General features: G+C 36.7%; 14 protein-coding genes and 1 tRNA gene. 4 read left to right on the forward strand and 11 right to left on the reverse strand.

The genetic code is table 11. The annotated features are described in order from the left end of the window. Positions 1 to 166: 166 nt before the first annotated feature. The 5 genes from ASG31_RS07445 to ASG31_RS07465 all read right to left on the reverse strand — a co-directional run bounded on the left by ASG31_RS07445 (position 167) and on the right by ASG31_RS07465 (position 7906). A complete protein-coding gene (locus ASG31_RS07445) occupies positions 167 to 4069 on the reverse strand; it encodes a response regulator (RefSeq protein ID WP_056030041.1) in 3903 nt (1300 codons plus the stop codon). 542 nt (positions 4070 to 4611) lie between these two features. Beyond that, a tRNA-Ser gene (locus tag ASG31_RS07450) sits at positions 4612 to 4696 on the reverse strand. Positions 4697 to 4808: 112 nt separating this feature from the next. Continuing rightward, positions 4809 to 5612: a Cof-type HAD-IIB family hydrolase gene (locus tag ASG31_RS07455; protein WP_056030044.1), complete on the reverse strand. Its 804-nt coding sequence runs from the start codon at positions 5610 to 5612 to the stop codon at positions 4809 to 4811. A 167-nt stretch (positions 5613 to 5779) separates the two neighbouring features. Then, the gene (locus ASG31_RS07460; protein ID WP_056030047.1) at positions 5780 to 6502 is read right to left on the reverse strand and encodes an NUDIX hydrolase; all 723 of its coding nucleotides are present in this window, start codon (positions 6500 to 6502) and stop codon (positions 5780 to 5782) included. 258 nt (positions 6503 to 6760) lie between these two features. Beyond that, positions 6761 to 7906 carry a pseudouridine synthase gene (locus tag ASG31_RS07465; RefSeq protein ID WP_410493182.1) on the reverse strand — a complete coding sequence of 382 codons (1146 nt, stop codon included), beginning with the start codon at positions 7904 to 7906 and terminating at the stop codon, positions 6761 to 6763. 99 nt (positions 7907 to 8005) lie between these two features. Here ASG31_RS07465 and aroB point away from each other — a divergent pair, with 99 nt between their 5' ends. Beyond that, positions 8006 to 9052 (forward strand): 3-dehydroquinate synthase, encoded by a 1047-nt coding sequence (aroB, locus tag ASG31_RS07470; protein ID WP_056030050.1) that lies wholly within the window; start codon positions 8006 to 8008, stop codon positions 9050 to 9052. A 246-nt stretch (positions 9053 to 9298) separates the two neighbouring features. Next, on the forward strand, positions 9299 to 9967 hold the full coding sequence (locus ASG31_RS07475; protein WP_056030053.1) for a porin family protein: 669 nt from the start codon (positions 9299 to 9301) through the stop codon (positions 9965 to 9967). 82 nt (positions 9968 to 10049) lie between these two features. Here the strand turns inward: ASG31_RS07475 and purF are convergent, their stop codons facing one another. The 6 genes from purF to ASG31_RS07505 all read right to left on the reverse strand — a co-directional run bounded on the left by purF (position 10050) and on the right by ASG31_RS07505 (position 16504). Beyond that, positions 10050 to 11549, reverse strand: a complete 1500-nt coding sequence (gene purF, locus ASG31_RS07480; protein WP_056030056.1) for an amidophosphoribosyltransferase — start codon at positions 11547 to 11549, stop codon at positions 10050 to 10052. An 84-nt stretch (positions 11550 to 11633) separates the two neighbouring features. After that, positions 11634 to 12356, reverse strand: a complete 723-nt coding sequence (purC, locus tag ASG31_RS07485; protein ID WP_056030059.1) for a phosphoribosylaminoimidazolesuccinocarboxamide synthase — start codon at positions 12354 to 12356, stop codon at positions 11634 to 11636. 30 nt (positions 12357 to 12386) lie between these two features. Further along, a complete protein-coding gene (locus ASG31_RS07490; RefSeq protein ID WP_056030062.1) occupies positions 12387 to 13085 on the reverse strand; it encodes a DUF3307 domain-containing protein in 699 nt (232 codons plus the stop codon). 1 nt (position 13086) lies between these two features. After that, entirely contained in the window at positions 13087 to 13692 is a 606-nt protein-coding gene (locus ASG31_RS07495; RefSeq protein ID WP_056030066.1) for a SatD family protein, read from the reverse strand. Positions 13693 to 13912: 220 nt separating this feature from the next. Next, entirely contained in the window at positions 13913 to 14629 is a 717-nt protein-coding gene (locus ASG31_RS07500) for a DUF2490 domain-containing protein (protein ID WP_056030069.1), read from the reverse strand. 63 nt (positions 14630 to 14692) lie between these two features. Then, positions 14693 to 16504 carry a TonB-dependent receptor plug domain-containing protein gene (locus tag ASG31_RS07505; protein WP_056030072.1) on the reverse strand — a complete coding sequence of 604 codons (1812 nt, stop codon included), beginning with the start codon at positions 16502 to 16504 and terminating at the stop codon, positions 14693 to 14695. 197 nt (positions 16505 to 16701) lie between these two features. Here ASG31_RS07505 and ASG31_RS07510 point away from each other — a divergent pair, with 197 nt between their 5' ends. Both ASG31_RS07510 and uvrA read left to right on the forward strand, forming a co-directional pair. Then, a complete protein-coding gene (locus ASG31_RS07510; RefSeq protein WP_056030075.1) occupies positions 16702 to 17778 on the forward strand; it encodes a hypothetical protein in 1077 nt (358 codons plus the stop codon). 6 nt (positions 17779 to 17784) lie between these two features. Further along, the gene (gene uvrA, locus ASG31_RS07515; protein WP_056030078.1) at positions 17785 to 20574 is read left to right on the forward strand and encodes an excinuclease ABC subunit UvrA; all 2790 of its coding nucleotides are present in this window, start codon (positions 17785 to 17787) and stop codon (positions 20572 to 20574) included. Positions 20575 to 20583: the final 9 nt, after the last annotated feature.

Raw genomic sequence — 20583 nt, forward strand, 5'->3', positions numbered from 1 at the left:
GAATGCTCGTCTAAATTTATCACGAACATTTTTTTCTATAATGCATGAATAACAACGGTAATTTCGCAGACAAAAATTATTCAGCGTAGTTCTTTCAATAGTTTGTGCTGATTTGAGGATCATTTCACAATAGTTTATGATCAAAATAAACATTTTTGACTGATTTTTATTTCATTAAATCATTTATAACCAGTAATCCCATATTAATTTCGGTAATAATTTCTTTTTCCATGTCTGCAAAATTTATATCCTGATCGCTTTTATTCTCCCATTGCAGTGCAGATTCCACAAGTCTGAACAGACCTGCAGTTCCTGCGGTGCCCTTTAGTTTGTGAAGAATCATTTTGGCCGCCGTTGCATCTTTTTCAGCTGCTGCAACACCTATATCATCTTTTGTCTGCGTAAGTTCTTTAATGACAAGGTCTAAAAATATTTTTTTGAAATTTTCATCATCACCCATTTGTTCCCTGAGCATTTCCATACTAATAAATTCCTCCGGAATGATTTCAGCTTTAACGTCCGTATCCTTTTCACAGCCAATATGTTTTTTGAGCATTTCCAACAGATCTGCTTGGCGTAAAGGTTTCGGAAGAAAATCATTCATTCCGGAATCCAGACATTTCTCTTTCTCTCCCAATACATTTCCTGCAGTAACTCCTATAATGGGCACATTTTCGTACCCCGGCAGGTGGCGGATCTTCTGTGTAGCTTCAATCCCATTCATCACAGGCATCTGCACATCCATAAGAATGATAGAAAAATCTTTTTGCATACATTCTTCCAATGCCTCCAAACCGTTTACCGCTTCTGTAAGCTGTACATCTGGCATCAGTGATTTCATTAACCTGTTATTCAAAACCATATTCACTGGATTATCATCTACTAAAAGAACTTCCAGATTTTTCATCAACGAAAAATGATTCTTTTCCAGATTTTTAGGTGCAGCAACTTCTGCTACATTAATTTGTGAAACACGTTTTAGGAGTCTGTAAAGATCATCAGATTTTATTGGCTTTAAGAGAAAATAAGAATCATCTTCCTGACGGAAAGAACTGATGACATCATGCTCTTCAGAAGAAGTATGAAGAATTACAAGTGGTGAAGTCTCGCTTTTCTCAGTGAATAATTCGCGGATCTTGGTTACTGTCTCCAAACCGGAAATTACCGGCATGTGATAATCCATCAGTATCGCATCGAAACGTTCGCCTGCAAGCAAAATCTGCAAGGCCTCCATTCCATTGGCAGCCAGCGTGGATTCTATATTTTTATAGTTTAGCATATGTTGCAGAATGATTCTGTTTGCTTCATTATCATCCACCACAAGTACCTTTTTTATAGTGAGATCGTCATCCTCACTTGATTTTGAGATTTCGTACGGGATTTCAATGTCAAAGAAAAACACAGAACCTTTTTCAGGTGTGCTGCTCAATAACAAATGGCTGCCCATGTAACCCAAAATATTGTTTGATATGGTGAGGCCAAGACCTGTGCCGCCGTAAAGCTTGCTTATAGAGCTGTTTTCCTGAGTAAATGCGTCAAAAATATGTTGCTGCTTATCCACAGGTATGCCTATTCCCGTATCGCGTACAGAAAATCGGAGAACAATATTCCTGTCATTCATACGCAGCTTTTCAACCTTAAGTTCTATTTCTCCTTTCTCAGTAAATTTTACGGCATTGCCAAGAAGATTTATAAGGATCTGTTTTAATCTTGCCTCATCAAGCAACAGGGTTTTTGGCAAGCCCTGTTCTATATTTAAAAGAAGTTCAATATTTTTTTTCTGAGACTGATAAAGGATGACATTGATAACCTGACTCACCATTTCATAAACATCACTTTCCTCGATCGAAAGTTCCATTTTGCCGGATTCTATTTTAGAAAAATCAAGAATATCGTTGATAATATTGAGAAGGTTTTCTCCTGATTCATTTATATAATTTAGGTACTGTGTCTGAATATCATTAAGATTGGTTCTCAAAAGAAGATCTGAAAAACCAATAACTCCGTTCAGCGGAGTCCGGATCTCATGGCTCATGTTGGCGAGGAATTCAGATTTTGCCTTACTCGCAATATCAGCCATATTTTTGGCATTCTTAAGCTCTTCGTTCGTCTTTACAGCTGTCGTAATATTCTGTACAGAAACAATGACACCTCCGATTTCATGATCAGACAGATACCAAGGTCCAACTTTGAGGTCATAATGCTGAATCTCATCTTTACCATCAAGATGAATTGCAAAATCTTCATTGATGTATGTCTTACCCTGCAGGGCGGCATGATAAATTTCTTTTCTTTTAAGAGGAATGTTTGGTGAAATCACAAAAAGATTTTTGCCAATGATATCAAGGTCATTCATTTCAAATTCATCCTTCCATTTGCTGCTTACAGAAATATAATTCAGATCTCTGTCGAACATTGCAACAGCTGCGGGAACATACGTTACAAAAGATTGCATCATGGCTTCCTTTTTTGCAATATCAAGAAACATTCTCTTGAAAACATCAATATCCTGAATGATACCGAAAACCCTTGTGCAAACTTCACCCTCAAATTCAGGAATTGCTTTCACTCTTACCCAAATGGTAACTCCGTCATTGCGAACGAGCTGGAACTCATCATCATAAGGTATTCCTTCTCTTACTGCTCTTTGAAAAAGAAATTCCACTTTTTCTCTGCTGTCTTCGGTGTAAAAACCCATGGCATTTTCCAGATCAGGCTCATATTCGTCACCTATCCTGTGAATTTCTTTGGTACTTTGCGACCAAAATAAGGTGTTTTTCTTAAGATTCACTTCCCAGCCACCAACCTGTGCTACCGAGCTTGTCTGTTCCAGCATTTTTTTTGTACGAATAAGATCTCTTTCAAGTGTCATTCTTTCGGTAACATTTAGTGCCGTACTTATGACGTAAGGCTTGATGTCTTCATCAGTCTCAACAAGGTTGTGATACATCCATACCTGCTCAACTCCGGTTTTAGACCTAAGAATCATAGTTCCAAAGTCTTCTTTCTGTCTGTTGATGCGTTTCAGGTACTCGTTTAATGAAGGCAGGTTTTTTTCCGGAACAAGATCACGAAGATTTAAATCTTTCACCTCGTTGGTGGAATACTGCAGGGTTTCCCTGCCTTTTTCATTTACCGCAAGAATGTTTCCGTCCATATCATGCATGCTCATCAGACCAATGGCGTTTTCAAAGAAACTTCTGAAACGTCGCTCCGAGCTGGCCAAACGGTCTCTTTCTTCGGTCTGCATCGTGATGTTGGTTCCGAAACAGAAAATTTCAGAAATTTCCACACTGGGTTTCAATACCCATTCCACGACAACAGTGCTTCCGCCTTCAATAACTTTAGATGTCGTAAAACAAACTTCTTCAGCGCGATTTATAATATCTTTCAATTTTAAAACGTCCCTCTCTGCTTCACCAAAAATTCCGGTAAAATCAAGACCTACAGCTATTTCTTTTTTTAGAGAGAAAATTTTGCCAACTTCAGGATTGAAATCTTTAATGTTCAGTTCGTCATCCAAAACACAGATCAGATTATTCGATGTGTTAAAGATTTGCTGGAAATATTCTGCGTAGGTGGTTCTTCTTCTCGCCGTTAAAAGTTTCGAAATAACATCTGAAAGCTTTTTGAGTGCAGTAATCTGACTGTCTGTAATTAATCTGGGCTTATAATCAATCACACAGATTGTTCCCAATGCAAAATTTTCTTCATCAAAAAATGGTATTCCTACATAAAAACGTATTCCTCCTGCCGCAATCAAGGGATTTAGACGGGATCTCTCATCTGAAAGGGTATCATTAATAATGACAGTTTCCCCATTTGCTATTGAGTACTGACAAATTGTGTTCTCCCGCTCTACAGAATCGATCTCCATACCGATGCAGCTCTGGATATTTTGCGTGTCGCTCCCCATTATCGAAATAAAAGAAACAGGGCAATCCGCTATCAGGCATGCAGTTTCCGCAAAAACATCGAACTGGGAATCTTTTCCCAAAGTAAGAAGATCTAAAAATTTCAATTTTTTCAATCTGTCTCCCTCATTTGCGGGAAGGATTAAGTTTACCATACTAAATAATAAATTATCTGTAAAAATAAACAATTATGATTACATATTTTCAATTTGCCAGCCGTTAAACTGCAAAATAATTTGCCTGCCAATCTATCTTACAACTGTTTTTATAGTTTTTGAACAGCCTATAGTTATAAGTTCCAAAGAATTTATGTAAAATATTAGAGATCAATTTTGATAAAAATTAATGATTTGTTGTCCGGAATTCACAAAACATCTATTGTGAAAAATTCAAATAAAACTGATTTATTGAGTTTTCGATATTTTAAAAGTTTGATTTCCAGTCACTTAATACGCATGAGAACTTCTACTCTAAAGACTGATATTAAAAATTTATTGAAAGTGTTTAATCGTTTAAATAACTCTTAGTCATATTACCCAAAATTTTAGTTAGCCATTTTCAAATTTTCGGGATGGTCACGGAACAGGTCATATAAACTGGGATCTATTTTAATTTTTTATGATACTTGAGCATAAACAAAAAACGCTGTAAACATTGATGTTTACAGCGTTTTAGCTTATTTTAGTTTCTCAACCAGCGGAGAGAGAGGGATTCGAACCCCCGGACCTGTTACAGTCAATAGTTTTCAAGACTATCGCAATCGACCACTCTGCCATCTCTCCAAATACTGCTACTATAGGATGTTTTTAAGAATGTACAAATTTTTCACCATGGAAATTCGGGTAAATTTTTCTTGGATTAATTTTTCTGCTGTATTTCAGTTACTTAAATTTTTCAATTCTGTTGGTTTAAATAATTCTTGATGGTCTCAGTAACTCCAAAACTGTCGTTTGAGCAGGCTTCAAATTTTGCTGCTTCTTTCACCGAAGGATGTGCATTTTTCATGGCAAAAGAATATCTGGCATTTTTCAGCATTTCGATATCATTGAGATAGTCTCCGAATGCCATCGTCTCTTCGGGCAGGATGTTTAGAGATTTCTGAAGTTTTTCTATTGCAATTCCCTTGTTGGTGTGTTTATTCATAATGTCAACCCAGTATTTACCGGAAACTACAACTGCCAAATTTTCATTTTCAAATTTTTTCAGTTCCGGATACAGAAATTCTTCGGAACTAACGGGATGGTACACCGCGATTTTAAAAACGGAGTCATCCACCGCCTCTGTAAGATCTTTTTTTTTCTGATTTTTAGTATAATATCTGCTGAAATAATCTACAAAATCCTGATCGTCACTTTCATAATATGAATTTGCTTTAGCACTGAGAACGGCTCTTGCACTTGGAATTTCACGAATCTTTTTTATAATATCGGCAATGGAATTTTGTTCTAAACGGTCTGCAAAAATTTCTTTATTCCTGTAAATAATATAGCCGCCATTCTCTGCAATGAAACCAATTTCGCTTTCAATCTTTCCGAAATATTTTGTAATTCCAGACATCTGCCGTCCGCTGGCTGGCACGAAAAGTATATCCCTCTTTTTAAGTTCTTCATAAATCTCCGGAAATTCCGGACTCACTTCATATTTTGAGTTCAGAAAAGTTCCGTCCATATCCGTAACAATCATTTTGATATCCTTCATTTTAAAAACTTTTATTATATGTAATCGCACACAAATATAGGTCTTTATAAATGATTCGGTTTTAAGCAAAGATTAATTTCAACTGAAATCATATAAAATATACAGTTTTGAGGTTATCTAGTAATGGAAAAATTTATTTTCGGAATAATCGGTTCACCAGGCAAGAATCATTTAATGAGTTTTGTATGATTCTTTCTGTAAATTTTCTGATCAAAACTGTAATATCTGGCAGCGCGGTGAGAAACGTTGCTTTCAATTTCGTCCAGAGGAACAATGTAATTAAATGACGAAACTTTCTTGTGGAAATTTTTGATATCAATATACTTTTCACTGATAGCGCTGTACAACTGATAAAGCTGTCTGACGGTGAATTTTTTTGGCAGAAGTTCAAAAATGATGGTGAAATCAGATTCAATCCATTTTCTGATTTCTATGAGTGATTCTATGATAATCTGATTGTGATCAAAAGGAAGATCAGAAACTTTGTCTACCGGAAACCAGTCTACCGTTTCATACTTGCTGCTGTTTATTTTACGGTCTATTTTACAAAGTGATAGATAAGCTACGGTGATAATTCTGTCTATGTGATGATTGTATTCTTTGTCCATCCATTTCACGTCTTTCTCGCTGGCTCTTGAGGGGTCCGCAAAACATTTAAACTGTTTGAGAACCATCTTTTTAATTCCCGTAAGCTCTGTAAGAACCCGCTGGGCTGCATCATCTACGCCCTCGTTATTCATAATCAGACTTCCGGGGAGTTTTCTGTGCTGCTCGCCGGGAGAATTTTCAAAATGACGCTGTACCAAAAGAATATTGAGCCTGTTTTCTGTATCAAAACCAAAAACAACGCAGTCTACAGAAACATAAGTATGTATGAAATTCGGATTCATGGCTTAAGTTAAAAATCGTAATTCCACAAAGATAGATATTCATTGGGATTAAAAAAAAACTAAAAAGATGTTGTTTGTCAGTAATGTATATGTTTTAAATTGACATCATTTAAACAGACAGTCTTACAAGTTTTGGTTTACCTTTTAGACTGAAGAAGATTTGAATACACAGGTTCCTGGTTTTATTGTGAATAAAATTGATCTACCAACAAAAAAAACTGCCAATTTCGGCAGTTTTTCTGTATTTTTTATCTGGAATTAAAGCATTTTAAGATTATTCACTTCCTGTTCTGTAAGAATTCTCCAGTGTCCTCTTTTGATATTTTTCTTGGTCATTCCTGCGAACATTACTCTATCCAGCGCTTCAACTTCATATCCCAATCTCTGGAAAATTCTTCTGATCACGCGGTTCCAGCCAATGTGGATTTCAATTCCCACTTCGTTTCTCGGTTTACCTTCGATGAAGGAAATCTGATCAACTTCTGCAATTCCTTCGTCTAACCGGATTCCTTCTGCGATAAGTTTTAAATCTTCGTTAGTTAATTTTTTATCTAAAGTTACATGATAAATTTTCTTGGCATCAAACGAAGGATGCGTCAGTTTTTTTGTCATGTGACCGTCGTTCGTCAATAAAATAACTCCCGTGGTAGAACGGTCTAATCTTCCGACAGGGAAAACTCTGTACGGTGAAGCGTTAGCCACCAGATCCATAACGGTTTTTCTTGCTTTGTCGTCTTTGGTAGTTGAAATATATCCTTTTGGCTTATTTAAAAGAATGTAAACCGGTTTTTCAGGTGTGATATTCTGTCCGTCAAAAACTACCTTGTCTACTTTCTGAACCTGATAACCCATCTCGGTCACCACTTTTCCGTTTACTTCCACCAAACCCTGAGTAATTAAATCGTCTGCTTCTCTCCTGCTGCAGATTCCTGAGTTGGCGATAAATTTATTGAGACGGATGGTATCTTTGTGAATATCTTTATCAATCTTTGTAAGCCTTCTTTTTTGTACAAAAGATCTGTTTTTATCTTCATTACCGTCTGCTGCGCCCGGTCTTCTTCCATATTTCAGGCTTCCTCTCTCGTATTTATCTCTTGTATTGGTGACTGCCGGTCTGCTTCCGCCTCTGCCTGCTGCAGATTTTCCGAAAGGCTTTTTGTCTTCACCCGGATTGGTAATAAAATCTTTCTGTTCAGTTTTTCCGAATTTCTTATCCATTCTTGCCTGATAACTGTTGTCAGCCGGCTTTCTGGACTCTGAATTTCTTTCTCCTGCTTTAGGAAAAGATTTTTTAAATGGTTTTGACCCTGAATTTCCTGATTTTGAAGCACGAGATTCATCAGAATTATTTCTTGTTGAACTTCTTGGTTTCTTTGGCCTTCCTGAATTATTGTCTCTTCTCATGCTAAATATTTGTGCAAAGATAGGCAATTTAGTAACGAGTTAAAAATTAAGAATCATAACTTTGTAGCACACAATACTTCAATTTAAAAAAATCAGACGATGATTACGTTCTTAGACAAAAATTTTTCTCAGCTCAACCAGTTCATGAAAGAGAAGACAGCTAGTAAAATATTTATTTTGGTGGACGAAAACACGCATGAATACTGTTTGCCACCATTCCTGGGAAATCTGGAAACGGATATTTCTTTCGAAATTTTGGAGATTGAAGCGGGAGAGGAAATGAAGAATATACAGACGGCTAATCATCTCTGGGAGATTCTTACCGAGATCCAGGCAGACAGAAATGCTTTAATCATCAACCTTGGCGGCGGTGTAATCACAGACATGGGCGGTTTTGTAGCTTCTACTTTTAAACGAGGAATTCCGTTTATTAATGTTCCTACTACTCTGCTTTCGATGTGTGATGCTTCGATTGGTGGAAAAACGGGAATCGATCTGATGCATTATAAAAACATGGTGGGCACATTTTCTTTCCCAGAACAGATCTATGTTTACCCTGAATTTTTAGAAACACTTCCTGCGAAGGAGCTTAAAAGCGGTTTTGCAGAAATGCTGAAACACGGTTTGATTGCCGATAAGAAACACTGGGAAGATTTAATAAGGCTTAATGAAATAGATGCTGTGGGCATCGAACCCTTCATTGCAAGATCGATGGAAATAAAACAGGAAGTTGTAGAGGCAGATTTTCTTGAAAAAAATATACGTAAGACTTTGAATTTTGGACACACCATTGGTCATGCCATTGAAAGTCTTTGTTTGGCTAAAGGCAAACCTGTTCTTCACGGTGAAGCCGTTGCGCTGGGAATGATCTGCGAAAGCCATCTGTCTTATCTTGAAGGTCTGCTGGATGAAAATGATTCGGAATTGATTATCGGTCATATTGCAAGATACTTCTCTTATACAGATATCACTGAATTTAATGAGGATGAAATTTTTGCGATGCTGCTGAATGACAAAAAAAATACAGATGCAAAAATCAATTTTTCTTTGCTGTCTGAGGTCGGTCTTGCTAACTTCGATTATCAATGTACAGCAGAAAATATTAAAAAATGTCTCGAATTTTACATAAAACAAAGTAATTTTTGAGTTAAAAATTACAGTTTTCATGATTTAAATCATAAAACATTATTCAACGCATATTAAATTTTAAAACATTAGTTTACTGATTTTCAATTAAATAAAAACTAAATCGATTTTTGTACCAGATGTTTTTGCCTGTAATTTCGAAAAAAAATAAAAATTTTGGCAAAGTATTTGAAAGATTGGAAACGTCTTAAACAAAAAGAGGCAGTAAAATTTAAAATTAGTAAGTAAACATTAAAATTTAAAGTTATGAAAAAGTTAATTTTTGGAATAGCAACATTAGCAACAACATTTGCGTTTGCGCAGACTTCACCAAGTACAGGATCATCAGCATCTCCAGTGAGATTCGGTCTTAAAGCGGGTATGAACGTAGCTTCATTGTCTAAAGACGCAGGTCTTGAGGATCAGAAATCTAAAATCGGTTTTAACGCTGGTGTATTCGCAAACATCCCCGTAGCAGAGTCTTTCAGCATTCAGCCGGAGGTTTTGTACAACCAGTTAGGTTCTAAAGTAGAAAACTCATACACAGTATTAGGTGTTACTACAAGAGAATCTTATTCTACAAATTTAGATTATATCTCAGTGCCAGTAATGTTCCAGTATAATTTTGTACCAAACTTTTACGTTGAAGCAGGTCCGGAATTCGGATTTATGATCAGCGCTAAAAACAAGGGTGACAGAACTACAACAAGCGGTGGTAACACTACTATGGTAAGCTACACAGATGATATCAACAAAGACAACTTAAACACATTCAACTTTGGAGTTGGTTTAGGTGCTGGATATTATTTTACAGACAACATTGGTGTTACAGCGAGATACGTAGCCGGTGTAACAGACGTTGCTAAAGACAGACCAAGTGGTTCTGATGCAATCAGAAACAACAACTTCCAGGTTGGTTTAGCATTCAAATTCTAATCAGAATACAATCTTAGTTTCAATAAAAAAAGGTCAGGTTTTGTAATGAAACCTGACCTTTTCTCTTTTATTTGAAAGAAATTTAATTAAATAATTCTAATTCTTCACCTTTTCCTACAGGATATTGTTCGGTAAAACATCCGAAACAGTGATCAGCAGAGCCTAAAATAACTTTTAAATTTTCTGTGCTTAAAAATTCCAGAGAATCTACACCTAAATAATCTCTCAATTGCTCGGTAGACATATTGGCAGAAATCAAATCATCTTTTGACGGTGTATCAATTCCTAAATAACAAGGGGCAATAATTGGCGGAGAAACACTTCTGAAGTGAATTTCCTTCACGCCTGCTTCTTTTAAAATTTTAACCAAACGTTTTGAAGTAGTTCCACGAACGATAGAATCATCGATGATTACTACTCTTTTGCCTTTGATTTCAGAAATTATAGGGTTCAGTTTAAGATTCACAATTCTCTCTCTCATCTCCTGAGTGGGAACGATGAAACTTCTTCCAATGTATCTGTTTTTAATTAAAACCGGACGGAAAGGAATTCCTGAAGCCTTAGAAAATCCAATTGCAGCCGGAACACCGGAATCCGGAACTCCAATTACAACATCTGCTTCTACAGGAGCCTGCTCCCATATTTTCTCGCCAGATTTTTCTCTGATTTCGTAAACGTTGATGTTTTCTAATGTAGAATCTGGTCTTGCAAAATAAATATATTCAAACGAGCAGATTCTCTGCTTTCCTTTAGCTTCATCGGCCATGTAAGAATGCAGTTTTCCGGGTTCGTTTTCGTTTGTGTAAACAATTTCTCCAGGTAAAATATCTCTCACATACTGAGCTCCAACGGCATCCAGTGCTACAGATTCTGAGGCTACAACGTAAGTTTTCTCGTCAATTGCCCCCAAAACCAAAGGTCTGATTCCGTTAAAATCCCTGAAAGCAAAAAATTTATTTCTCGTCATTCCCACTACAGAATAAGCTCCTTCAATTTTCTCCATCGTCGCTTTTATTGCTCCACGAAGACCAAGGTCAAGATTTTTTTGAATTAATCTTAAAATAACCTCAGAATCAGAAGTGGCCCTGAAGACAACGCCCTCAGCTTCCAGTTCAGCCTTCAGTTCTTTCGCATTGGTTAAATTCCCGTTGTGAGCGATAGAGAGGATGATCTGGTCGTATTCGTTTTTGGCAAAAAATGGCTGAAAATTGTATTTCTTTTTATCTCCCGCAGTCGTATATCTTGTGTGACCGATTGCAGAATTTCCCATAAAAGTTTCAGGATTTTTGATTTCTTTATAAACATCCAAAACCAAACCTTCATCTTTCATATTGGTGATTTTCCCGTCTTTGAGAACGGAAATACCGCAAGCTTCCTGGCCTCTGTGCTGAAGCGCAAAAAGACCGAACTGTGAAAGCGAAAACGTATCCAGATCACAATCAGAATGCATTCCGAAGATCCCGCACTCCTCATTGGGAGCATCCAGTTTTTCTTCTTCCTGCGTTCTGAAAAGATTTCTGCCGTAGGTTTGAGTTTCAAACTGTTTTAAATATTCACTTTTATGAATGTCTAAACTTTTCATTTTTAATTTTCTAGATTTGTTGGATGTCAGATGTTGGGTATTGGGTGAAAATCACCCCGCATCCAACATCCCGCACCCATCATATTACTTGTTAAGTACCGTTTTCAGTCTGTTGTAGATTTCTACGTAAGCTTCGGTTACTTCACCAAGATCTCTTCTGAATCTGTCTTTATCCAGTTTTTTCATGGTGTCTTTGTCCCAAAGTCTGCATGTATCAGGAGAAATTTCGTCAGCAAGAATAATTTCGCCGTCAGAAGTTTTCCCTAATTCAATTTTAAAATCTACCAGAATGATGTTCATTTTATCGAAAAGATCGATTAAGATTTCGTTGATGTCTGAAGTTAATTCATACATTTCGTCTAATTCTTCATACGTAGCTGCACCTAAGAAAACAGCGTGGTGATCATTGATAAGCGGATCTCCCAATTCGTCTTTTTTGTAGCAGATATCAAAAATAGTTATCGGAGATTTAATTCCTTCTTCTACTCCCAGTCTCTGAGCCATACTTCCTGCAGAATAGTTTCTTACCACCATTTCCAGAGGAATAATTGATACTTTTCTTACTAATTGCTCTCTTTCGTCAATTTTTTTGATGAAATGGGTTTTGATTCCTTTTTCATTCAGATATTCAAAAATAAGGGTTGTGATGGCGTTGTTCATTTCGCCTTTCAAATCTACAGAACCTCTTTTCTGAGCATTAAATGCCGTTGCATCGTCTTTAAAACGTACTACAACTTCTTCAGGGTTTTCGGTAGCAAATACCTGTTTTGCTTTTCCTTCGTACAACATTTCTAGCTTTTGACTCATAATTTTTACTTTCTTTTATTTTTAGATTTACTATAATTTAATTAAAATTCCTGTTAATACCGCTGCTCCGAAACTTAAAAGGGTTCCTATAAGCACATATTCTGTAAGTTTTCTCTGTTTTGCCTGTGCCAGATCACTGAATCTGAACACCGATTTTGCCGCCACCATAAATCCTACACCTTCCCAATGGTTTACCATAATAAAAGTGAAAACCATTAATCTTTCTAAAATCCCGATGTATTTCCCGGCATTAGACAAAGATTCTGTTTGAAGACTACCTGCCTGTTCGTTCACTGGCGTCCATGATGAAAGTAATAATTTAATGAAAATTGAAGCGGGCGAGGTTAAAAACAAAGCTCCCATCACGATTTTTAAAAAATCTGCATCTTTCCGAAAATCAAACTCAAACTCATTAAAATAAAGAGAAATTCCGCCGATGACTGCTACATGAAGCAACTGATCAATAAAAAACCATTTTTTTTTAGTCTGAATATTCTGAAAACTGAGTTTGCAGGCATCAATAATAAAATGGGTAATTCCTACAAAAACAGCGACCCTCCAAAGTTCAGTATTCCAAAGGAAAATAAGACTTACAACGGTGTGAATCAGAATATGAAGATATAAATACGGGCTTTTCAGTTTGCGGTTTTCTTTATCTGCAACCCAAGAGTTTGGCTGAAGAACAAAATCTCCGAGTAAATGTGCCAATATGAGTTGAATAAAAATCATCTTACAATTCTGAAATTTTCTTTTTAAAGTAATGGTTGGTTTCTACGATCAGTTCGTAGTTTGAACGTTTGAGCCTTTGGCTGATAGAAGATTGCGAAATCGTGAATTTTTTGGCAAGATCTTCCTGCGTGCTATCTTGGTTCATAATCATTTCATGAAGGATTTCTGAGGTAGCCATCGTCCAGCTGTCAAAGTCTTTTGAAGCCCATTTCAGGAGAATATTGAGGTCTCTGTCTACAGAGTCATTGGATGTTTTGATGGATACGGTGTGGCCGTCACTTTTGAGGTCATTCAAAAGTCTGCCGGAATTTACATAAGCCGTTCCGTTAGACTCAGTGATTTTTTCTGAGAGGAAATTTTCTTCGCCGATGCCAATCGCCATCCGCACGTCTAGATTTTCCTGACTTTTTATGAGAGATTTTATGGCTAAGAATCGCCAAAAGATATCATCGATACTGCATTTCAGCTGAAATTCATCTCCCCGGTAAATTTCCCAGGTCTGTGGGCTACTTCCCCACTTTTCAAGGAGATTCTTTAGTCTGGTAATCCAAACTTCAGTGTCTGCATGTTGAGAATTTATAATATCACCCGTGATGACCGCTATCATTCTGCAAATATAAGCATTAAAACTTATAAATAAAAGATATAAGCTAAAAGACTTATAATTGATGATTATTAGTGATTTTGCTTATTTGTTTTGATTTGAAATTTGTGTGAGATGTTATATGTGAGATGCGTGGTTCAAACCTTTCAAATATAAGCAGAAAGACTTATAATTGGTCATTATTAGCTTTTTGGCTTATATTATAATTTTTTTCTTAATAAAATTAATCTGCTCCCGGAAAATGATAGCTTTTCTGTTTATTGTCTGTATCATCAATATTGATGTTTAGTGCAATATAAACAAAATGAACATTTTTGTTGCCTGCCGCTTCAAACTCGCGCTGCCAAAGATATCCTCCCAGCATTCCGAAATTTTCATCAATCTGATATCCCACACCGCCATAAACTCTGTTTCTTGCAAACGACGGTTTGTTTGGGCTTACAACAAAAATTTCATCGTAGGCATTGGCAAATAAAGTTCCCGGTTTCACAGATTTTGCGTTTAACGGAACCGTAACATTCAGTCTGTAGCGGTATCTCATTCTTTCTGAATCTACATCCTTCACAGGATCGTGAAACCAGCTTTTTTCTACCCGGAAACGATTTTCAAATTTTACAGTTCCTTTTTTAAAGTCGATCACATCCTGCAGCCATACCCTGAATTCTTCTCTGCTGATCCTGTGGTTTTTATAGGTGGCATATCTGCCAAGTCCCACAAAAGGCTTGTGGGTTTTGGTAAGATTATATCCTAAGCCTCCTTTAATTTCGTAATAATCGGGGTAAGAATATTCTTCAATTCCTCTCATCTGAGTTTCTGCGTACAGAAAAAATTTTGGGTGGAATTTATACGTTAAAGTAATGGCATTAAAACTGGAAATATGCTCCTGCGCACCGGCAAAACCCATCCCTAAAATCAAACCCAGACCGACAAAGAATTTCATTTAAAAAATTTTTGCAAAATTAGATTAATTAACATTTGATTCATATTAAATTATTATTAACAATTATCTAAAATTAAGCTGATAGGTGAAACCAAGATGAAACCACCTCTCAGGCATCGGTACACCGAAGGTTTCGGTATATTTTGTATTGGTGACATTGTTAATGAGAATATAAACGGAAAGATCATTTCTGGTAAAACTTAATTTCTCATCCAACAGCTGGTAGCTCCCGAAATTCAGTCTTTCATTGTATCGGTAAACCAGTTCGCTGGTGAAATATGTCAGGAAGCGGTTCTGCAGTTTTCCCACAAACTGATGCTTCAGATTATCGAGATTGTATCTTGCAAAAACAGACGCCGGATTTGTAAGTTTATTCTCAAGGAAAGTGTAACCAACTGTGTATCTCAGCCAGTCTGTCACTTTGTGATCAAATTCCAATTCCACACCTTTTATATTGCTGTCACCCACATTTTTTGCGTACCAAACGGGATCTGTAAGACTTATTTTTGTCCAGTCGATGGTATTGTTTCCATCTCTTAAAAATCCGCTGGCTTTGGCTAAAATATTTTTGGTCTGATACTGATAACCGATTTCTGCATACACGGCATTTTCAGGTAACAGATTCATATTTCCCTGCTCGGTTTTGCTTACATAATATAAATCAGTAAACGTCGGAACCCTGTGAACACGGGCAATATTTCCGTACACTTTGCTGTTTTCAAGGAAGGTGTAGCCTACATCAATTCCCGGATAAAAGAAGTTTCCGTCTGTGGAATAATTCGCCCACGAAGCACCCGGACTTATGTTTAATTTTTTATCATAGAAAGAAAAATGATGTTCAAAGAAAAGCTGTGTTACAAATCTTTCACGGTGTCCCAGATTGTTACTTGCCAGAAATTCCTTTCTCAGTTCAACACCTAAACCAGTAGTTCCCAGATTTGAATTGTAACTTGCATTCACTTCTCCGCCCACATTGTTTCCGATGTGCATATTTCGGTAAATTTCAGGCTTGGCTCTGTTGAAAACATACATATCCTGCCCTCTCCGCCAGTATACATTTGAATTTAATTTAAACTTTCCAAAGCTTTGCTGATGTGCTAAACTTACAATCGAAGCCTGCAATTCTTCATACTGTTCGGTCGCTGCAGGAGAAGAATAAAATCCATTGGCTCCGAATTTTTTCTCCGAAATTCCCGCCTGAAGTCTTAAACTTCCGTTTTTTATTTTAAGCTGATTTTGGTAATAAGCGTTGCGGATTTCATAATCTGTATTGTAACGGTAACCTTGCGAAGAATTACTGTTGACCTGAAGTAAATTTGAGAATTTTTCGTTACCGAAATTGGCATTCAATCCCATTCCATAAGTTTCATAATCTCCGGCTTTCGCACTTATTTTCAAACGCTTTCCAGGTTCTGATTTTGTAATGATATTAATAGCTCCGGCATAGGCATTTTGTCCGAAACGTCTCGCTGCAGGACCTTTTATGACTTCAATTCTTTCCACATAATCCAGATCTAAAGGAATATTCAGAGAATTATGTCCCGTTTGAGAATCATTCATCCTGATTCCGTTAATAAGAATAAGCATCTGCTCAAAAGATCCTCCTCTGAAACTCACGTCACTCTGCACTCCGTTGGCTCCACGTCTTCTGATATCCATTCCGGGAACGAGTTGAAGGATCTCGTCGATACTTCTTGCCGGGGAAGCCAGAATATCCGCTTTTGTAATGACTGAAATATTCTGGTTGGCAGATTTGTAAGGCGTTGCAATAAATTTTCCCTGAATCTGCACCGAATCAATATCTGAAGATTTTTCCTGTGCTGAAACCGAAAAAAATGCAGAGACAGCAGAGATTGCAATCAGTTTTCTGATCATAGTTTGTATAGTTTAGTTTGAAGCGTTCAAAATTAGCAGACTTCAATCAGACCAAAAAATGATACTTGTCATAGAAAATTGATTAAAATTTAATCTTTAGAATAAAAACTTTTATTAAACTAAAAACCCCTTCAAAGAAAGAATATAATCTCAAAATTAACTCAGAATTTCGTATTTTTGTAGGTCACAATTTTACTATGAAATTATTGTCTTCTTTGTTACTTGTCTTAGGCATTTTTGTAAAATCTCAATTTACCTATCCTAACGTATCAATTCCAGATCCGCTATCTAAAATTGATTTTGATGACGAAAAAGAAACAATCAATTCTGCTGAATCTATTTTCATTAAAAATAATAAATTAAAAGAATTTTCCAAGAAAGGAACGTTTTTAGGAGAAACCCATACAGAGATTAAAAAACTTGATATTTACGGAAATATTACATATACACTACATTCTACAGAATTACCTGCAGATCATCGTGAGGCTCCGTTAACATCAGCTTTGGTTCATATTCCTGAAAACAGAAAAAGCGAGTATAAAACTGTATCAGACAATAGTAGAATTGTTTCGTTTTATTCAGAGCGTAATGGTAAGATTGGTGTAAAAACTGATGTATCTTACAATAACGATAACCAGATTATAAAGACAGAAAACAAAGATGAAACTAATGAATATTTTTATGAAAATGGACTCTTGACTAAAATTTTATCAAAAGAAAAAAGTTTTAAGCGTGAGTCGTTTTTCACCTGTGATTCCAAAGGAAAACTTATTTCTATCAAGTCAGAAAACACATTTCCTAACGGACAAAAAATGGTGCAAAGCAATACCTTCAAATATGATGCTGCCGGAAATCTGATTTCAAATTTGCAGAACAGCACCATGCATGGTATCAGTGAGAAGAAATATGTGTATCAGAAAAATAAAATTGTAAAGTACACTCACCTGATGGGCAATAAGGTTTGGGATGAAAGATTGTACGAGTATAATGCTGATCATTCATTAAAAAAAATAACTAAAAATAAAACAGACTTCGGAATTATTACTGTATCATACAAATACGCAGATGGTTTTTTAACAGAAAAAATTGTCGGAAATGACAAAAAAGAAGCAATACTCAGTACATTGTATTTTTATGATGATCAGGGAAGATTAATCAGGATAGACCACAAACAAAATAATGTAATAAATGCGTTATTCACAATTACTCACAGTAAAAACAAAATTGCCCAAACAGGATTAGGTTACGAATCTGTTTATACATTTTACGAATAAAAAATTATGGCTACAACTACAGAAATCGATATAAAAAAACAACTCTTCGTAAAAAACGCACACCTTAACAATCTGAAGCACATTGACGTTCTTATTCCTAAAAATAAGCTCATCGTAATCACGGGAGTTTCGGGAAGCGGAAAATCTTCACTGGCTTTCGACACGATTTATGCCGAAGGGCAGCGCAGGTATGTGGAAAGTTTAAGTTCTTACGCAAGACAGTTTTTAGGTAAACTTGAAAAACCGAAAATTGATGATATTAAAGGTCTTGCACCTTCCATCGCAATTCAGCAGAAGGTCATTTCGTCGAATCCGAGGTCTACGGTGGGAACTTCTACCGAAATTTATGATTATATGAAGCTTCTTTTTGCGAGAGTTGGTAAAACATTTTCTCCGGTTTCAGGTGAAGAAGTAAAGAAAGATTCGGTTTCTGATGTAATTGATTATATTAAAGATGCCAAAAAAGACACGGCGTTTTTACTCACAGCACCTTTGGATTTTGATGCCGAAAATTTTAAAGAAACTTTAAATGTTTTAAAACTGGCCGGATTCACAAGACTTGAAATCAACGGAAATGTCGCCGGAATTGAAGATTTGGAAAGTTTCGGATTCACTCCCGAAAAAAATATGGTCATTAATCTTGTGATTGACCGTTTTTCTTATGAAGAAGATGAGAGTTTTCTTCAGCGACTGGCAGATTCCATCCAGATGGCATTTTATGAAGGACGGGGATACTGTTCTTTAAAAAATATTGAGTCCGGAACGGTAAAAGAATTTTCAAATAAATTTGAGCTCGACGGAATTGAATTTGTTGAGCCGAACGTTCACTTTTTCAGTTTTAATAATCCTTTCGGAGCCTGCCCGACCTGTGAAGGTTACGGAAAAGTAATTGGTATTGATGAAGATCTGGTGATTCCCAACAAAGCTTTATCACTTTTTGAAGATGCCGTTGCATCATGGAAAGGCGAAAGCATGAGCGAATGGAAGAAAGATTTCATTAAAAAAGCCGGCGACTTCCCTATTCATAAGCCTTACCATCAGTTAACCAAAGAGCAGAAAAACTTCCTTTGGAAAGGCGATGGAAAAAGCACTTTCCCTTCTCTGAACAATTTCTTTAAAATGTTGGAGGAAAATCTGTACAAAATTCAATACAGAGTGATGCTTTCAAGATACCGCGGCAAAACACTTTGCCCGACATGCGAAGGTTTGCGTCTGCGAGAGGAAACGACCTGGGTAAAAATCGACGGACACAACATTCAGTCGATGATTGAGCTACCTTTGGATGAACTTTTCCCATTGATTGAAAGCTTAAAATTATCTGAACACGACAGAGAAGTTGCGAAAAGACTTTTATACGAAATTACGACAAGAATTGCATTTTTGCTGAAGGTCGGTTTGGGCTATTTAACTTTAAACAGAACATCCAACACCCTTTCCGGAGGAGAAAGTCAGAGAATTAATCTGGCGACGAGCTTAGGAAGTTCTTTGGTTGGATCGATTTATATTTTGGATGAACCATCCATCGGTCTTCACTCAAGAGACACCGAAAATCTGATTGGAGTTCTGAAAAACCTGCGTGACCTCGGTAACACTGTGATCGTTGTTGAACACGATGAAGACGTGATGAAAGCGGCAGATTACATTATCGACATCGGTCCTGAAGCCGGATATTTGGGTGGCGAACTCGTTTTTGCAGGTGATTATAAAGAATTAAAAGATGCCGATACTTTAACTTCAAAATACCTTACCGGAAGACTTGAAATTGAAGTTCCGAAAAAGAGAAGAAAAGCGAAAGAATTTATTCACATCAAAGGTGCAAGACAGAATAATCTGAAGAATATTGACGTAGACATTCCTCTTGAAAATCTTGTGGTGATCACGGGCGTTTCGGGAAGCGGCAAATCTACTTTAATGAAAGAAATTCTCACCACCGAAGTTCAGATTCAGCTTGGAATGGGCGGTAAAAAAGGAGATTACGATTCGGTAGAGTTTCCTTTGAAAATGATCAAAAATATTGAACTGATTGACCAAAATCCTATCGGGAAATCTTCAAGATCAAATCCTGTAACCTATCTGAAGGCTTATGATGACATCAGGGATCTTTTTGCCAAGCAGAAAATGTCTAAAATGATGGGTTACAAGCCGAAACATTTCTCTTTCAACGTGGATGGCGGAAGGTGTGATGAATGTAAAGGTGAAGGCGTAATCAACGTTTCGATGCAGTTTATGGCTGATATCGAGCTGGAATGTGAAACCTGCAAAGGAACCCGTTTTAAAAACGAAATTCTTGAAGTAAAGTTTGATGAAAAAAATATTTCAGACATCCTTCACATGACCGTTGACGAGTCTCTCGAATTTTTTAAAGAAAATAAAGAAGATAAGATTGTTACGAAACTTACGCCGCTTCAGGAAGTTGGTTTGGGCTATCTTCAGCTTGGTCAGAGCTCTTCTACCCTTTCCGGTGGTGAAGCACAAAGGGTAAAACTCGCATCTTTCCTTGTGAGAGGTGTTACGAATGACAAAACCTTATTTATTTTCGATGAACCGTCTACCGGACTGCATTTTCACGATATTCAAAAATTGCTGAAGTCGCTACAGGCTTTGATTGATTTGGGACATTCTGTAATTGTAATCGAACATCAGCCAGATATCATAAAATGTGCTGACTACATCGTAGACATAGGTCCCGATGCCGGAAAGCATGGTGGCGAAGTGGTTTTCACAGGAACTCCGGAAGATTTGGCAAAAAATAAGAAGTCGCATACGGCGAAGTATGTGGCGGAAAAATTAGTTTAGTGATGATTT

The sequence above is a fragment of the Chryseobacterium sp. Leaf404 genome, assembly GCF_001424145.1.
GTDB lineage: Bacteria > Bacteroidota > Bacteroidia > Flavobacteriales > Weeksellaceae > Chryseobacterium.

What these genes read in the sequence shown, in the direction of transcription:
- ASG31_RS07445 (WP_056030041.1), bottom strand. Translation starts at nt 4,069, where the DNA reads ATGGTAAACTTAATCCTTCCCGCAAATGAGGGAGACAGATTGAAAAAA.
- ASG31_RS07455 (WP_056030044.1), bottom strand. Translation starts at nt 5,612, where the DNA reads ATGAAGGATATCAAAATGATTGTTACGGATATGGACGGAACTTTTCTG.
- ASG31_RS07460 (WP_056030047.1), bottom strand. Translation starts at nt 6,502, where the DNA reads ATGAATCCGAATTTCATACATACTTATGTTTCTGTAGACTGCGTTGTT.
- ASG31_RS07465 (WP_410493182.1), bottom strand. Translation starts at nt 7,906, where the DNA reads ATGAGAAGAGACAATAATTCAGGAAGGCCAAAGAAACCAAGAAGTTCA.
- aroB (WP_056030050.1), top strand. Translation starts at nt 8,006, where the DNA reads ATGATTACGTTCTTAGACAAAAATTTTTCTCAGCTCAACCAGTTCATG.
- ASG31_RS07475 (WP_056030053.1), top strand. Translation starts at nt 9,299, where the DNA reads ATGAAAAAGTTAATTTTTGGAATAGCAACATTAGCAACAACATTTGCG.
- purF (WP_056030056.1), bottom strand. Translation starts at nt 11,549, where the DNA reads ATGAAAAGTTTAGACATTCATAAAAGTGAATATTTAAAACAGTTTGAA.
- purC (WP_056030059.1), bottom strand. Translation starts at nt 12,356, where the DNA reads ATGAGTCAAAAGCTAGAAATGTTGTACGAAGGAAAAGCAAAACAGGTA.
- ASG31_RS07490 (WP_056030062.1), bottom strand. Translation starts at nt 13,085, where the DNA reads ATGATTTTTATTCAACTCATATTGGCACATTTACTCGGAGATTTTGTT.
- ASG31_RS07495 (WP_056030066.1), bottom strand. Translation starts at nt 13,692, where the DNA reads ATGATAGCGGTCATCACGGGTGATATTATAAATTCTCAACATGCAGAC.
- ASG31_RS07500 (WP_056030069.1), bottom strand. Translation starts at nt 14,629, where the DNA reads ATGAAATTCTTTGTCGGTCTGGGTTTGATTTTAGGGATGGGTTTTGCC.
- ASG31_RS07505 (WP_056030072.1), bottom strand. Translation starts at nt 16,504, where the DNA reads ATGATCAGAAAACTGATTGCAATCTCTGCTGTCTCTGCATTTTTTTCG.
- ASG31_RS07510 (WP_056030075.1), top strand. Translation starts at nt 16,702, where the DNA reads ATGAAATTATTGTCTTCTTTGTTACTTGTCTTAGGCATTTTTGTAAAA.
- uvrA (WP_056030078.1), top strand. Translation starts at nt 17,785, where the DNA reads ATGGCTACAACTACAGAAATCGATATAAAAAAACAACTCTTCGTAAAA.